Source organism: Sandaracinaceae bacterium, from assembly GCA_020633055.1.
Taxonomy (GTDB): Bacteria; Myxococcota_A; Polyangia; order Polyangiales; family Houyiibacteriaceae; genus JADJJE01.
In genome coordinates this window covers 316,061-329,984 of sequence record JACKEJ010000007.1, presented here as the reverse complement: position 1 = coordinate 329,984, position 13,924 = coordinate 316,061, and the positions used below count along the sequence as shown (strand labels likewise).

Annotated in this window: 13 protein-coding genes and 1 pseudogene; 9 read left to right on the top strand and 5 right to left on the bottom strand. The window is 70.4% G+C overall.

From position 1 onward, the window contains the following. Positions 1-56 precede the first annotated feature (56 nt). A complete protein-coding gene (locus H6726_14895; GenBank protein ID MCB9658936.1) occupies positions 57-1,115 on the bottom strand; it encodes a tRNA pseudouridine(13) synthase TruD in 1,059 nt (352 codons plus the stop codon). An 89-nt stretch (positions 1,116-1,204) separates the two neighbouring features. On the opposite strand from H6726_14895, the gene H6726_14890 reads away from it, so the two are divergent. Beyond that, complete coding sequence (locus H6726_14890; GenBank protein ID MCB9658935.1) at positions 1,205-2,278, top strand: beta-lactamase family protein; 1,074 nt, start codon at positions 1,205-1,207, stop codon at positions 2,276-2,278. On the opposite strand, the gene H6726_14885 is transcribed toward H6726_14890, so the two are convergent. The 4 genes from H6726_14885 to H6726_14870 all read right to left on the bottom strand — a co-directional run bounded on the left by H6726_14885 (position 2,245) and on the right by H6726_14870 (position 7,534). Next, the gene (locus H6726_14885) at positions 2,245-4,479 is read right to left on the bottom strand and encodes an ATP-dependent RecD-like DNA helicase (GenBank protein ID MCB9658934.1); all 2,235 of its coding nucleotides are present in this window, start codon (positions 4,477-4,479) and stop codon (positions 2,245-2,247) included. The two genes, H6726_14890 and H6726_14885, sit on opposite strands and share 34 nt — an antisense overlap. Next, complete coding sequence (locus tag H6726_14880; protein MCB9658933.1) at positions 4,473-5,687, bottom strand: lamin tail domain-containing protein; 1,215 nt, start codon at positions 5,685-5,687, stop codon at positions 4,473-4,475. The genes H6726_14885 and H6726_14880 overlap by 7 nt, the downstream gene beginning before the upstream one ends. A 134-nt stretch (positions 5,688-5,821) precedes the next feature. After that, entirely contained in the window at positions 5,822-6,214 is a 393-nt protein-coding gene (locus tag H6726_14875) for a septal ring lytic transglycosylase RlpA family protein (protein MCB9658932.1), read from the bottom strand. A 345-nt stretch (positions 6,215-6,559) separates the two neighbouring features. Further along, positions 6,560-7,534, bottom strand: a complete 975-nt coding sequence (locus H6726_14870) for a hypothetical protein (protein ID MCB9658931.1) — start codon at positions 7,532-7,534, stop codon at positions 6,560-6,562. A gap of 756 nt (positions 7,535-8,290) precedes the next feature. On the opposite strand from H6726_14870, the gene rpsP reads away from it, so the two are divergent. The 8 genes and pseudogenes from rpsP to H6726_14830 all read left to right on the top strand — a co-directional run bounded on the left by rpsP (position 8,291) and on the right by H6726_14830 (position 13,919). Next, positions 8,291-8,548: a 30S ribosomal protein S16 gene (gene rpsP, locus H6726_14865; protein ID MCB9658930.1), complete on the top strand. Its 258-nt coding sequence runs from the start codon at positions 8,291-8,293 to the stop codon at positions 8,546-8,548. Positions 8,549-8,636: 88 nt separating this feature from the next. Then, the gene (locus H6726_14860) at positions 8,637-8,876 is read left to right on the top strand and encodes a KH domain-containing protein (protein MCB9658929.1); all 240 of its coding nucleotides are present in this window, start codon (positions 8,637-8,639) and stop codon (positions 8,874-8,876) included. Then, on the top strand, positions 8,873-9,457 hold the full coding sequence (gene rimM / locus H6726_14855; protein MCB9658928.1) for a 16S rRNA processing protein RimM: 585 nt from the start codon (positions 8,873-8,875) through the stop codon (positions 9,455-9,457). The genes H6726_14860 and rimM overlap by 4 nt, the downstream gene beginning before the upstream one ends. Next, on the top strand, positions 9,457-10,221 hold the full coding sequence (trmD, locus tag H6726_14850) for a tRNA (guanosine(37)-N1)-methyltransferase TrmD (GenBank protein ID MCB9658927.1): 765 nt from the start codon (positions 9,457-9,459) through the stop codon (positions 10,219-10,221). The genes rimM and trmD overlap by 1 nt, the downstream gene beginning before the upstream one ends. Further along, positions 10,218-10,795, top strand: a pseudogene (locus H6726_14845) (RNA methyltransferase). The gene trmD and the pseudogene H6726_14845 overlap by 4 nt, the downstream one beginning before the upstream one ends. Positions 10,796-10,912: 117 nt before the next feature. Next, positions 10,913-11,272, top strand: a complete 360-nt coding sequence (rplS, locus tag H6726_14840; protein MCB9658926.1) for a 50S ribosomal protein L19 — start codon at positions 10,913-10,915, stop codon at positions 11,270-11,272. A gap of 135 nt (positions 11,273-11,407) precedes the next feature. Next, positions 11,408-12,151 carry a GNAT family N-acetyltransferase gene (locus H6726_14835; protein ID MCB9658925.1) on the top strand — a complete coding sequence of 248 codons (744 nt, stop codon included), beginning with the start codon at positions 11,408-11,410 and terminating at the stop codon, positions 12,149-12,151. A gap of 526 nt (positions 12,152-12,677) precedes the next feature. Further along, entirely contained in the window at positions 12,678-13,919 is a 1,242-nt protein-coding gene (locus H6726_14830; protein ID MCB9658924.1) for an ABC transporter ATP-binding protein, read from the top strand. Positions 13,920-13,924: the final 5 nt, after the last annotated feature.

Sequence of the window (13,924 nt, the reverse complement as noted above, 5' to 3'; positions counted from 1 at the left end):
GCTATCGAACCGGCCGGACCGTGGTCAATTTTTACCGTCCGTCGCCAATGGTCTCATCAGAGCGGCGGCAGGGGCACCTTCATCAGCTCGCGCATCAGCACCGTTGCGTAGCTGCCCTTGGGCAGCACGAAGGAGGCGCGGTATCCCCCTTCGACGGGCTCGATGTCGATGGCGGGCACGGGGACGCGCACGTAGCGGCGCGTCCCCTCACCCCAGCGCGCGAGGCGCCCGAGGTCTTCTTCGGTGATCCCTTGCTGCTCGAGCAGCGCTGCCTCCCGCGCCCCCGCCTCGTGCTCTGCGCGGCGCATCTTGGTGCCGAACATCGGGCCAGTGGCGCTCACCTCCCACGCGTCGGCGCGGGACTGCACCTCGGCGAGGTCAGCGGCCACGAACATCCCACCCGTCGCGTGCTTCTGCACCAGGTCACCGAGGCGGATGGCTCCGAGTTGTCCGGCGGCGACGCGCTCGGCCACGACGTGGTTGAACAGCTCGGACTGGAGCGCAGACACCAGCAGCTTGCGCTCGAAGGGCGCCTTGGGCGCGCGCATCTCGCCCTTCATCCAAGCGCGGGCGCGGGCGGCGTTGTCGAAGTCACGCCCGAAGCGTTGCGCGCCGAAGTAGTTGGGCAGGCCGTCGCGCTGCACGTGGGCCGCGGCATCCCGTACCGCGGCGAGGTCCACCCCCTCTGCGGCGCGCACCCGCAGCGTGAAGCGGTTGCCGTGCAGGTGCCCCGTGCGGAGCTTGGTGTTGTGGGGGATGGCCTCCAGCACCTCGATGTCCGGGAGTGCGAGGGCGAGCGCGGCCTCCGCGTGGGCTCCAAAGAGGCTGACCCATTGGGTGGTCGTGGCCTCGCGGTCCTTCAGTCCCGCGTAGCCCGCTGCGCGCTCGTCCACGCCGAGCGCCCGTGAGAGCGCTCGCACGGCGTCGGGTGTGGTCCTGTTGCGCTTTCGGACACGTACGAACAGGTGGTCTCCCGTTCCGCTGGGAGCATACGCAGGGATCTCCTCCACCACGAAATCCTCGGGCATTGCGCGCAGGGTGCCGCCGGTGGGTGGGACGTGAGCGGTGAGATAGGGGAGAGACGCGGTGGGGTCAGCAGGCGCGGAGGAGTCCATGAGCCAAACTTTCGATAGACCGTGGTGGGTGCAATCAAGTACCTATCAGGTTGGTGGGCAAGCCGAGCGTCGATCGGTTGAAACGTCAGATGTTTCGACTCCTAGAGTCTGGAGCCGCCGGGGGCGTGTTTCCGGGCGCCAGCGCCTGCGCGCTCTACCGAGACCCCAACACCTCCACGGTGGTGGTCGCCCGCGCCGCGGGCGGGGTGCTGGCGCGCGGTGAGCCGCAGGTGCGCGAGACCACGGCGTTCGACCTCGCGTCGCTGACCAAGCCCTTCGTGGCGAGCGCGGCCGCCCACATGGTCAGCCGTGGCGCGCTGAGCTTCTCGGTGCCAGTGGACGATGTCCTCCCAGACGCGCGCGGCACCGCGCTCGCTGGCGTGACCCTCGAGCGCCTCCTGTCCCACGAGAGCGGGCTGGACGCGTGGGGAGGGCTCTATCTGGACGTGCAGCACGAAGCCGGCAGCGGCGCCGCTCGGCGCTGGATCATCGGAGAGGCCATGCGCCGGGACGGCGACCAGAATCGCGGGATGGTGTACAGCGATCTCGGCTACATGGTGGCGGGCGAGCTGCTGTCCCGGGTGGCACAACGCCCGCTGCAAGAGGTGGTGGACGCAGAGGTGCTGGAGCCGCTCGGGGTGCGCCACAGGGTCTTCTACGCGGGGGCGCTGACCGCCGCCGCCCGGCACCAGCTGGCCCCGGAGGTTCCTCCCACGGAGCGCTGCGACTGGCGCGGGCGTGTGGTGCGCGCAGAGGTCCACGACGAGAACTGCGCCGCGCTGGGGGGGGTCGCGGGGCACGCGGGTCTGTTCGGCGACGCGGAGAGCGTGGCGCGGCTGGGGCTGGCGTGGCTGGATGCGCTCGCGGGGCAGACCTCGTTCGTGAGCACGGCCGTGCGCGACGTGGTGTTCGCCCCTCGGCCTGGGAGCCACCGCTTGGGCTGGGACACGAAGAGCGGGTCGGCGAGCGCCGCTGGGCAGCGTATGGGTCCGCGCACGTTCGGCCATTTGGGCTTCACAGGAACCAGCATCTGGTGCGATCCCGACCGCGGGCTGGTCATCGTCCTCCTCACGAACCGCGTCCACCCGACGCGCTCCAACACCAAGATCAAGGCGTTCCGCCCCGCTTTCTACGACGGGGTCGTCCACTGCTTCGACGGGTGAGCCTCTTCGCGGAGGCGGGCCGCCAGCTTGCTGTTCAGCTGGGTGAGCTCCGCGTTGCGCGCGGCTCTCGCCATGGCACGCGGATCGCCCAGCAGCACGACGAGGCGTTTGGCGCGCGTGACCGCCGTGTAGAGCAGCGGCCGGCTCAGCAGCATGTGGTGGGAGCCGTGCAAGACCACCACGATGCCCTCGAACTCGCTGCCCTGGACCTTGTGGACGGTGCTGGCGTACGCGAGGGTCAGCGCGTCCAGGTGCTCGAACTTGTACTGCACCTCGCGACCGTCGACCATCACGTAGGTGATACCCCCCTCAATGCGGCGCACGGTGCCGAGATCTCCGTTGTACACATCGCGCTCGTAGTCGTTGCGCAGCTGCATCACCTTGTCGCCCGGGCGCAAGAGCGCCCGGCCACGCCCGATGTCGTCGCCTGAGCGCGCCGCGGGTGTCGCAGTGGCCTGGGCCGCGGGGTTGAAGTGGGCCTGCAGGACCTCGTTCAGCACATGGGTCCCGGCGGGACCGCTGCGCATCGGTGACAGCACCTGCAGGTTTCCCATCTCGATGCCATAGACGGTGGTCATGCGCTCCACCAGCTGAACCAGCTTCTCGTGCAGGGCCTCGGGCCCCGTCGCGCGCACGATGAACAGATCTCCGTCGCCGCGCTCGCCCGCCGGGGTGGGCTCGGGCACCTCGCCACGCAGGATGGCGTGCGCGCCGCGCACGATGGCGGACCGCTGCGCCTGCCGGAAGACCTCACCGAGGCGCACCACGGGGCACACGTCGCTCGCGATCAAGTCCCGCAGCACCTGTCCCGGGCCGACGGGTGGCAGCTGGTCCACGTCCCCCACCAACACCAGCGTAGCGGAGGGCGGGACAGCCAGGAACAGGCGCTCCGCCAAGCGGACGTCGAGCATCGATGCCTCGTCGACGAGGATGAGCTCGACGTCGACCGGGTCGTCTTCACCCTTCTCGAAGCGCGACAACACGGGGTTCCACTGCAGGGTGCGGTGGACGGTCTTGGCTTCGTGCGCGGTGGCCTCGGTCATGCGTTTGGCCGCTCTGCCGGTGGGCGCGCAGAGGGCCACGCGATGCCCGAGCGCGCGATGTGCCGCGACGACGGCCTTGATGGTCGTCGTCTTGCCCGTGCCCGGTCCGCCGGTGAGCACCATCAAGCCCGTCATCAAGCTGCTGCGTACGGCTGAGCGTTGCGTCTCGCTGAGGTTCGAACCGTCCAGGGCCGCCGCGACGGCCGCCTCGCCTGCCGCGGGGAGTGCCCGCGGTCGCGCGAGCGCCGCGAGCAGTCGCGCGACGCGCCGCTCCGCGCGGTGCAAGGGCGGCACGTACAGGTCCCCCTCGTCCTCCACCACCAGGCCTCGCAGGAAGAGGGCGGGCAGCGCCTCCTCCACGGCGCTCGTCGGGACCCGCAGGCGCGTGCACGCGTCCAGCAGCTCGGGCTTCGTGAGGAACAGGTGACCATCGTCCGCGGCCTTGCCCAACAGGTGCAGCGTGGCTCCAGCGGCGCGGCGCGGGTCGTCCTCCGTGAAGCCGAGCCCGCGTGCGATCTGGTCGGCGGTCTGGAAGCCGATCCCGCTGACCTCCTCCGCCACCATGTAGGGGTCGCTGCGCACCCGCTGCACCGCCTCTTCGCCGTAGCGCTTCATCACGCGGTCGGCCGCGGCCTGACCGATGCCCAGGCCGCGCAAGAACACCATGGTCTCCACCAGCGCGTGCTTCTCACGCACCGCCTTCGCGATGGACTCGGCGCGTCCGGCGCCGATGCCGGGCACCTCACGCAGCCGTTTGCTCTGCTGCGTGATGACGTCGATGGTCTCGTCTCCGAAGTGCTGCACCAGCCGTTCGGCCAGGCCCTTGCCGATGCCGCCAATCAGCCCACTCCCCAAATAGCGCACGATACCGGGCGCGGTGGTCGGCAGCACAGGCGTGAAGCCAGTCGCCTGGAAGCGGCGCCCGAAGCGGGGGTGGTCCGAAAACCTCCCGCGTAGCCGCAGTGTCTCGCCAACACTGACGTTCCCGAGGTTGCCCACCGCGGTCACATCGGGAGACTCCGCGCTGTCACGGGTGCGCACCGCCCGGACCACCGCGAAGAAGCCGTCCTCGCTGCGGAAGAGGACCTCCTCGACGCTGACCTCGATCACCTCTTCGTGCCGACTCGGGGTGTCATTCACCGTGAAGCCGCTTACCACGTTTCGTCCTCACCCGCGCGGCCGGGGCTGCACGCGGCGCGGATGTGGAAGCTCGCAGGGGTGTCGTCGCGGGGGTCGATCCCGGTCCGCTGCGTGCAGCGGCCGGCAGTGCTGGGCAGAGACGGCACGGCGGACAGGCGCCGCCCGAGAGGATCGCGGAGGAACAAGGGCTCGCCGCTGTTGGTCAGCCCCCCCGTTGCGAGCGGCCCGTCGACGCGAACCAGCGGCACGCCTTCGGGGATGGGCACGTCCCCGCGAGTGAGGGCTGGCTCGAAGCGCTCCGGCACGAGCAGCGCGCGTCCCCCAGCGGGCAGGCGGAGCGCGCTCACCACGAGATCTCCCTCGCGCGTCGGATCGTCCGCGAGGCGGAGCCCGCTCAGCTCTGCCGGCTCATCGCCGTAGTTCACGATCTCGACGTACTCCTGGTCCGGGTCTGGGCCGAGGGGGTCGGCGCGCACTTCGCTGATGGTCAGCGTCGCGAGGGAATCGTGGGTCCGGACCAGGGTCTCGACCTGATGCGTCGCGCCGTCCAGGCCGGTGGCGCGCATCGTCAGCGGGTAGAACGTGTCGGGGGCCAGCCCAGTCAGCCGCAAGACCACCTCCGCGCGGGAGGCGAGAGCGCGCACGGTGCGTCCCTCGGTTGCCAGCTCGACGATGGCGCTGGCGCTGAGGAAGGCGCGCACGCGGAGCGACGTGTCCGTGCGCAGCAAGCAGAAGCCCGACACCCGCTCCTCGTCGCGCTCACACCCCTGCACGGACGGCTGGGCCGGATCGACGGCGAGCGAGGTCACGTCGAACTCGGCGAACGCGGGGTCGACGGGGTCTCCCTCCGCGTCCAGCGTCCCTTCGTCCAGCCCGATCTGATGCGTCCCGACCGGCAGTCGGATCAGCGGCTCGAGCCGCAGACACACGTCTGCGACGATCCCCACCTCGTCGCAGGGGCGCTGCTCGGCGCGGTGTGGGACGGAACCGCCGGGGCTGCGCCAGCCGGTCTTCAGGACACGCAGCGGGCCTGGGGTGTCGAGCGCGATCCACGCACGCGGGAGCTCGTCGGGGACGCCTGCGCTGCCATCCGCAGGCCAGGTCGACACCAACAGTGGTGCCCTGGGCACGCTGGCGTCCACAGGCGCACGCGACCCGCCGTGCAGTCCGGTGTCGACGCAGCCGAGCCACGCGGAGACCAGGAGCGGAACCCAAGGGGAGGGCACGGAGGACCTTCTGGAACACGCCATGCGCCTGTGTCGGCGCGAGCGGCCGCCAGTTGTGCGCTCGGGACGCACCGTGCGCGCTGCACGCCCAGCAGCCCGAGGGCGTCCGCGTCGAGGTCGGCGCCGCCTCGTCTTCAGCGGGTCGGGCGGTGGACGATCTCCACCCGCACGTCCACCACGCCAGCCCGGATCATCCCGAGCTCCTCGGCCGCGACGCGCGAGAGGTCGACGATCCGCCGCCGATCCCCGAACGGTCCGCGATCGTTGACGCGTACGTACGTGACGGCGCCGGTGTCGGCGCGGGTCACCCGCAAGATCGTGCCGAAGCGTAGGTCGCGACTGGCAGCCGTGAATTCGGTGGTTCGATAGGGCTCACCGCTGGCGGTGCTGCGGCCCGCCAGGCGGTCGCTGTAGTAGCTGGCGCGGCCCTCGAGGGTCTCGAGCGCTGGCGCCCGTCCATACTCGGCGGCGTACGGGCTGTGGCTGCGTTCGGACGTCGTCGCGCGCGGGGTGGTCGTGCCGCCCATGGGTGGCGGCGCGGGGTGGCGCGTTGGCTCTCCCGCCGGAGGCGGCGCCGTCTGCGCCGCGGGGTCGCGTGGGGTCGGCTCCGTCGAGCGTGCGGAGGTGCCGGCCGACCACACCCCGACATGACCGACAGCAACGCGATCATCCAACGCGGCGCGACGGGCGCGACGCATCCGCTGGGAGCGCACGTGTCGCGCGTGCCGGGGCTGGCCTGCATCGGGGGTCGTCCGGTCGCGGTTCGGGTGTTCATGGGTTGAATCCGGCCTCGGCTTCCGGCAGCCCATGACCAGGCACCCAGCAGCGTACGGCGATAGACCTCTATGCAGAAGCGGTCGCTGTGCTCTCGTTTAGCCGACACCCCCACGCACGGCTTCGGGCACGTCGCGTCGTGGCGGGAATGGTCCCTGGCTCTCCACGTGGGCGCTGGCGGGGCCGTGACAGTTCTCGCAGCCGACGTTGCGCAGCGCGCCCTCGGCACCGAGCTGGGTCACGGTGGATCCTCCGGGCTGGAGGTAGCCGGTGACGTGGCAGCCCACGCAGCTGAGGTTGAACTTTTGTGTCGCACCTCTGAGGGTGCTGTAGGCGCGCCCGTGGGGATGGTTCCGCCACCACGCGAACGCCGCGGTGTGACAGCTCTCGCAGCTGGCCGAGCCCAGGTAGTGCGGCTGCCCTGCGCTGGCCGGCTCGGGGACCCACTCGGCCAGGGCGACACGGTTGTGGTCGTTGACCCGTCGTGCCAGCGCCTCCATCGCCTCCGTGATGGACGCCTCGCGAGGCGCGTCGGGCGGGAGCTCGACGAACTCGGCAGACACCGCGCGACGGTCGGGGGGGAGGGGGGGCGCGGTGAGGGTGGCCAGCTCCGCGCGCATCGCGTCGAGCCGCGCCCGCTGCTGCGCCACCCGCGCTGGGTCGGCGGCTTCCTCCTCCCAGCGCCGGATGTTGCCCTCCAGCTCGGCGATGTCCGCCTCGAGCGTGCCCCGGCGCACCTCGACGCTCCACAAGCTGATGTCCAGCACGCTCGGCCGACCTGGATCGGTCCCCCGCGCGCCCGGCGGGACGTACACCCGCGCGAGGGTCAGGCCCTGACCTTGGCGGCTCGCGTGGAGAACCAGCGCGTCGCCCACCTCGCTCGGAGGGAGGGGCTCATCGACGTCGGCGCCACCCATGATCACGACGTCGACCCCCGAGACCCGCGCGAGCGCGCGGGCGCCACGTCGACCGCCGCGGGTCATGACCACGCCAGGGAGCGCTTCTGCGTAGCGTGGATCATCGAGCAGGGCGCGGGGCGTAGCCTCCGCAGCCTGCGGGTCCTCTTCTGCCACGCCGTCCGCAGGACACTGTTCCCCCACCGTGCGACTGCCGCCTCTCGCCCGCAGGAGGCGCGCAGATGCGCTCTGCTCTGCACAGCGCCGTCAGCGCGGCGGGTTCTCAGTGTGCGGTCGGGCAGCTGAGCGCCGGCTTAGGCCTGAAACGTCCGCGACCGCCTCGGCGCTGACGCGTCCTGCCCGCACGAAGCGCGCGCAGCAAGCCCGGACCGTCGGAGCGCTGGCGGCCTCGCCGACGTGGGGGCCGTGCATTGCCGGAGAAGACAGGTCACCCGCCAGCAGGGTCAGGGTGGGGCCCGGCGCCGCGGGTGGCGATCACCTGCGCGGCGAGGCGGTCGATGCCGCCAGCGGCGGCTCGTAACCGCACGGCTCGAGTAGCCCTTCAGATCCGTGACGATCGCCAACGTGAAGGTGGCCGTCGGGAGCGCCTGCCTCGTGTCCAGCGCCGGGTCCTCGCCACCACACCCGCGTCCGCCACAGCCGAGCGCGAACGCTGCCAGCCCACAGAGGGTCAGCGTGGCCACGCCAGGGAGGCGTGGATGAACGGGGTGGAGGGATCGCATGGGAGGCACTCATACCGACAAAGGCGTGAGCGAACAAAGGATTCCCACGCGGCGCGGCGGGAGCGCAAACGACGGTGGGAGGGCACACCGCGCCTTGACGCTCGTGCCCAAGCCCGCTAGCTTCCGCGGCCGATTGCCCCCGAGGACGTTTCCTTGGCGCAAACATCCCGGTAAAAAGAGGTATCTCCCCATGGTCAAGGTTCGACTTGCCCGACGCGGCGCCAAGAAGCGCCCGTTCTACCACATCGTCGTCACGGACAGCCAGAACGCCCGCGACGGCCGTTTCATCGAAGAGATCGGTTACTACGACCCCTCGCGTGAGATCACCGAGGCCCACGTGCTCTACGAGCGCCTGGCGTACTGGGTCGGCAAGGGCGCTCAGCTGAGCGAGCGCGTCGAGAAGGTGGTCAAGGCCCACAAGAAGGCCTCCGCCGCCGCGGCTGCCTGAGCCCCGTCGGCCTCCGCCGAGTCCCCGCGCCGCGCGTGCTGGGGAGGCGGGGCCGGCCCTTCGTTCCATCCCGAGGCTCGTCGGTACCTTGCAGGACCTCAAAGATCTCGTCGCCTACATTGCTCGTGCGCTCGTGGACGACCCCGACTCCGTGGAGGTCTCCGCGGTCGAGGAAGACCGCGCCATCGTGCTCGAGCTGAGCGTGGCCGAAGACGACCTGGGCAAGGTCATCGGGCGCGAGGGCCGCACGGCGCGTGCCCTCCGCACGGTCGTGGCGGCTGCCTCCACGCGCTTCGACAAGCGCGTGGTGCTCGACATACTCGAGTGAAGCCCCCCCGCGGAGCTGCGCCGACGCGCGCGCCTTCACCGTCGGGGCCGGGCGCCTCCGACGAGCGCGAGTGGGTGGCCCTCGGCGCCGTCACGCGTCCCCACGGCGTGCGGGGCGAGCTACGCGTCCACGCGTTCAACGCGGACTCCGAGCTGATCGCCGAGTTGGATGTGCTGCACCTGCGCGACAAGACGGGCGCCCTGACGGCACACCGCGTGCTCGCGGCTCGGCGTGCACCCAAGACCTGGCTCGTCGCCCTCGAAGGCGTGACCACGGTCGAAGCGGCCGAGGCGCTCCGCGAGCGAGAGGTGTGCGTTCCGCGCGACCAGATGCCGGCGCCGGCCGCCGACGAGTTCTATCTGCGGGACGCCGTGGGCCTCCCCGTGAAGCGCGCAGGCGAGATCGTCGGCGAGGTGCTCGAGATCATGCTCTACCCCAGCATGGAGTGCTTCCGCTGCCGCTTCGCCGACGGCGTTCGCGAGGTGCCCGTGATGCGCCCGTGGGTCGAGGGCGTGGACATCGAAGCCGGCGAGGTGCGCGTTGGCGACCTCGACGATCTCCCGGTCGAGAAGCTCGGCTGATGCGCTTCGAGGTCGTCACTCTGTTCCCCGAGCTGTTCGCGGCGGCCGACGTCGGACTGCTGGGCAAGGCCCGGGAGCGCGGCGACGTGTCGCTCACGCTGCTCTCGCCGCGTGAGTTCGCGACGGACAAGCACCGCTCGGTGGACGACTATCCTTACGGCGGGGGGAGCGGGATGGTGCTCATGCCAGGCCCGGTGGTGGACGCGCTGGAGCATCTGGACCGTGAGCGTGGGCTCCCGGAGCGCTCGCGCCGTGTGCTGCTCTCACCCCAGGGCGTCCCCTTCGACCAGCGCGCCGCCGAGCGCCTTTCGACCTACTCGGCGCTGACGTTGGTGTGTGGCCGCTACGAAGGCTTCGACGAGCGCATCCGTTCGTATGTGGACGAGGAGATCTCCCTGGGCGACTTTGTGTTGCTAGGCGGAGAGATCGCGGCTCTCGCGGTCATCGAGGCCACGGCCCGCCTCTTGCCAGGTGTCCTCGGCAACGAGCAGTCCGCGGCCGACGAGTCCCACACCAGCCAGCTGCTCGAGTACCCCCAGTACACCCGGCCTCCCGAGTTCCGCGGACAGGGCATCCCGGAGATCCTCATGAGCGGTCACCACGCCAAGATCGCTGCCTGGCGCAAGCGCGAGTCGGTCCGTCGTACCCTTCAGCGCCGGCCGGACCTGCTGGCGGGTCGTGAGCTGACCCCCGAGGTCGCTGCGGTGGTCGCGTCGGTTCGCGCCGAGCTCGGAGCGTCGCCGCCCGACGGGGACGGAACGTGAGCCGGCGCGTCTACTGCGCCTTGGTGCATCACCCCGTGAAGGACCGCGAGGGGCTGAGCGTGGCCACGTCGGTCACCAACCTCGATGTGCATGACATCGCCCGTTCCTCCCGCACCTACGGGCTGTCTGGTTATTACGTGGTCACGCCCATCACGGCCCAGCACGCCATCGTGGAGCGCATCCTGTCGCACTGGAAGCCAGGTGCGCCCGGGGGCGAGCTGGAGTGCCCCAGCAGGCCGAGCGCACGGCTCATCCGGGTCACACTTGCAGCATCGAGGACACCGTCGCCGACATCACGGGGCGAGAAGGGGTTTCGCCCCGCGTCTGGGCCACAGGCGCACGCGCTCCAGAGGGGGTAGCCACGCTGTCCTTCGAGCAGGGTGCGCGCCGCCTACGAGACGAGCCCGACGTGCCGACCTTGATCCTGTTTGGGACGGGGCACGGTCTCGTCTATGACACCCTAGTCGGCTCCCAAGCCGTCCTGGCTCCCATTCGGGCGGGCTGCGACTACAACCACTTGTCTGTACGCGCCGCGGCGGCCATCATCTTGGACCGCCTCTTTGGCGAGGCCTGAGCCGCGTGTTCCCGCGCCCTCCACGTGTCAATTGGATTGACATCGTTTGGGATCAGGCTAAACAGCGACCCCCAACGCCCGCCGGGCGATGACGACCCGCGAGACGCAGGTAGACCCATGAGCACAGCCGTTCCCCAGATTCAGGCGATTGACGCCACCCAGGCCCGCACGCTGACCCCGTTCCGTCCGGGCGACACCGTCCGCGTTCACTACCGCATTCGCGAGGGCGAGAAGGAGCGCGTCCAGGTCTTCGAGGGCGTCGTGATTCGGCGCAAGAGCGGTGGCGCCGGGGCCACCTTCACCGTCCGCAAGGTCTCGTACAGCGTCGGTGTCGAGCGCATCTTCCCGCTCAACTCGCCGCGCATCGAGAAGGTCGAGGTCCAGGCTCGCGGCCACGTGCGTCGCGCGAAGCTCTACTACCTGCGAGACCTCCGCGGCAAGAAGTCGCGTCTGCGCGAGACCAAGCGGGCTCGCTGAGCACGGCCCGAACCTGCGGTTCCCCGAGACGCCTCTGGACATCGGCTCCCGAGGCGTCTTGCCGTTTCGCGCGTCTGTGCTGCCCCGCGTAGGCTCGTCTGTCTCGGTGCCCCAAATTGGCACTACACTGCGCCCGTGCGATTCGACGAGCACTACGACGAGCACAAGCGTCTCGCGAACGGCCGCGCCGTGCAGCTACGACTCATTCGCCCCGACGACAAGGCCCTGTTGCTCGATGGCTTCGAGCGGCTGGGGCCGAAGTCACGCTACACGCGCTTCTTCTCGGGCAAGAAGGCCCTGCACGAAGCCGACCTGGTGTACCTGACGGAGGTGGATGGGCAGGACCACTTCGCGTTGGTCGCGGGTGAGGAAGGCGCGGATGGCCGGCTCCGTGGCCTCGGCGTCGCACGCTTCGTGCGCTGCGCCGACGATCCGGACGTGGCCGAGCCCGCGATCGCCATCGTGGACGACGCACAGGGGCAGGGGCTGGGCGGCTTGATGCTGCGGCGCTTGACGGACGCGGCGGTCGAGCGCGGAATCCGCCGCTTTCGCTGCATGGTCATGGCCGACAACGACGCCATGCAGGCGCTGCTGCTCGAGGTGGACCCCAAAGTGATCAAGCGGCACGACCAGCCTGGCGTCACGTCCATCGAGATGACGCTCCCAGAGCCCGAGCCGAGCGAGCCGATCGCGAGCGTTTCAGGAGACCCGCTCACGGCGTCGCGCGAGAGTGATGGCGCGAGAGAGCCTGGCAGTGGGCTGCACGTGCTCAGCAGCGCCGTCCACCGACTGCTGTCCTTCGTGGCCGAGCAACGTGTGGCGGTTCCTTTCCGCAGCCGCCTCCCGTCGCCTCCAGAGGAAGGTGAGCCCTTGCCATAATCCGCCGAGGGACCATGGTTGCCCCCTTGGCCCCCCGGAAGAAGACGCTCGGTTCGTACCTGCGCCCCTATTGGCGTTCGCTCGCCGTGGGCGGCTTCTTCTTGGTGCTCACGAACGTGGCGGACAAGAGCATCCCGTGGCTGCTGCAGCACGCCATCGACGCGCTGGTCGACCTGGACCTCGGCACGGTGCGCAACTACTCCTGGCCGTCGTGGCTCGCAGCGTTCATGTGGGTGGTGCGCGTGCAGTCACGCGTTCGTGTTCGACGTGGTCAGAGATGTGGAGTTCGATCTGCGCTGACTCATCGAGAAGGTGCATCAGCTGGGCCCCCAGCTTCTTCCAGCGCGCGCCCACAGGCGAGATCGCAAGGCCGCCGGGCGACCTCGGACGCTCCGGCTGCTCGTGGGGTTTGGCGCGGCTAAGCGCGTCGTGAACTCGATCCTCGCCTTACATTAGGCGCCATCGCGCTCATGCTGGCCATCTGCCGCGACCACGGCGCTCGCGCCTGCTGTATCCGCTCTTCATCTTGGTCGCGCGCGGTTTCGGCAAGGTGCTCTACGACCGCTCGCGTGACGCCCAGGCGGCCCTCGGCGCGCTAGCCGACCGTGCCCAGGAGAACCTCGCGGGCGTGCGCGTGGTGCGGGCCTTCGGGCTCGAGGCGCAACAGGAGCGCCGCTTCGAGTCCGCGAACCAAGCGGCCATCCGCGCCAACATGCGCCTGGTGGTCACCCGCGGCTTCATGTTCCCCGCGCTCATGTTGATCGGGTCGATCGGGACGCTGATCGTCATCTGGCAGGGCGGCGAGATGATCCTCCGGCGCGAGCTCACGGTGGGGCAGTTCGCCGCGTTCAACGCCTACCTGGCGACGCTGGTCTGGCCCACGTTGGCGTTCGGCTACATGCTCTCGGTGGTGCAGCGCGGGCGCGCCAGCTTCGAGCGGGTGCGCGAGATCCTCGACGCGGAGCCCGACATCGCCGACCCCCGCGAGCCCATCCCGATGAGAGGCGAGGGGCGCGTGCGCGTGCAAGACCTCGAGGTGGAGCGCGGGGGGCAGCCCGTGTTGCGGGGGGTGTCGCTGGACGTGCCCGCGGGCACGTCGCTCGCCATCTTGGGGGGCATCGGCTCGGGCAAGAGCACGCTGGCGGCGACCCTCCCACGGCTCCTCCCCGCGCCGGACGACGCGGTGCTGGTCGACGAGCAGCCCGTCGAGTCGCTCGCCCTACGCGAGCTGCGCCAGACGGTGGCCTACGCGCAGCAGGAGCCCTTCCTGTTCTCCACCAGCATCGAGCGCAACATCGCGTTTGGTCTGGGGAACGACGAGGCGGATCCCGCGTCCCTACGCGAGCGGGTGCGGCGCGCGGCCGACGAGGCGTGCATCCTCGAGGAGATCGACAACATGCCCGCGGGCCTCGACACGCTCGTGGGCGAGCGAGGCGTGCAGCTCTCGGGAGGCCAGAAGCAGCGCATCGCCCTGGCGCGGGCCCTGCTCAACGCGCCGCGCGTGCTCGTGCTGGACGACCCTCTCAGCGCGGTCGACGCCAAGACCGAGGCACGCATCCTCCGAGCGCTGGACCGCGCGGGGGAGGGGCGCACGCTCATCCTCGTGACGCATCGCGTGGCTGCGGCCGAGCGCATGGATCAGGTGGTGGTGTTGGAGGCGGGGCGCATCGTCGAGCGCGGCACCCACCGCGAGCTGATGGAGGCCGGCGGCCCCTACGCGCGTATGGCCAAGCGCCAGGCCCTCGAAGCGGAGCTGTCGACGCTATGAGCTGG

Bases quoted from the DNA above. Each gene is read 5' to 3' on its own strand.
- H6726_14875 (MCB9658932.1), bottom strand. From the start codon at position 6,214: ATGGGCGGCACGACCACCCCGCGCGCGACGACGTCCGAACGCAGCCAC.
- H6726_14890 (MCB9658935.1), top strand. From the start codon at position 1,205: ATGTTTCGACTCCTAGAGTCTGGAGCCGCCGGGGGCGTGTTTCCGGGC.
- H6726_14895 (MCB9658936.1), bottom strand. From the start codon at position 1,115: ATGGACTCCTCCGCGCCTGCTGACCCCACCGCGTCTCTCCCCTATCTC.
- trmD (MCB9658927.1), top strand. From the start codon at position 9,457: ATGCGCTTCGAGGTCGTCACTCTGTTCCCCGAGCTGTTCGCGGCGGCC.
- rpsP (MCB9658930.1), top strand. From the start codon at position 8,291: ATGGTCAAGGTTCGACTTGCCCGACGCGGCGCCAAGAAGCGCCCGTTC.
- rplS (MCB9658926.1), top strand. From the start codon at position 10,913: ATGAGCACAGCCGTTCCCCAGATTCAGGCGATTGACGCCACCCAGGCC.